Consider the following 564-nt stretch of genomic DNA (forward strand, 5'->3'; position numbering starts at 1 on the left):
AAAGCCGCCCTTCCCAGCGCCGGTACAGCTCGCAGAACCGGCTGTATCCATATCCGTCTTGCGCGTGGGCAGCCCGATACTCCTCCCAGAGCAGCGATAGCGTCATGCCTTTGCGGCGAAGCTCACGGTGAACGGCTGGCCAGTCCGGTTGCGCCAGGCCGCGCCGGGTCTCGCTGCCCGGCGACGTGAACAGCAGCCGCTCGAGATCGGCCTCGCCCCAACCCTCGGGCAAAGGCCAGGACAGGCCGGCCAAGTCGGCGCGCTTCAGGAGATCCCGGATCGTCGTGTGCCCGACATTCAGGCTCGCGCCGATCTCGCGCAACGTCAGGCCGCTGGCCCAAAGCCGCAAGGCATCGATGATCTTCCGCATCGGCAATCGTCTCATTCTTCGCTCCCCGCTCCCCCTCAAAGGGGCGCAGGGTAGCCCGCTGCACGATCGCCCAGCAGCTGCCTCAGTGGATCATGGAGCTTGTTCGAATGCCCCGGAATCCCTGTTCGGGTGAAATCGGAAACCCTGTACGGATCCTATCGGAACCGCTGTTCGGATAAGACCGGAATGCGCAC

Annotated in this window: 1 pseudogene; it reads right to left on the reverse strand. The window is 64.7% G+C overall.

Annotated features, from left to right (window positions below):
* Positions 1 to 370 (reverse strand): annotated as a pseudogene (locus QSJ97_RS24660) (IS21 family transposase); the annotation flags it as partial.
* Positions 371 to 564 lie beyond the last annotated feature (194 nt).

It is taken from the genome of Paralimibaculum aggregatum (assembly GCF_030270585.1).
Lineage (GTDB): Bacteria > Pseudomonadota > Alphaproteobacteria > Rhodobacterales > Rhodobacteraceae > Thermohalobaculum > Thermohalobaculum aggregatum.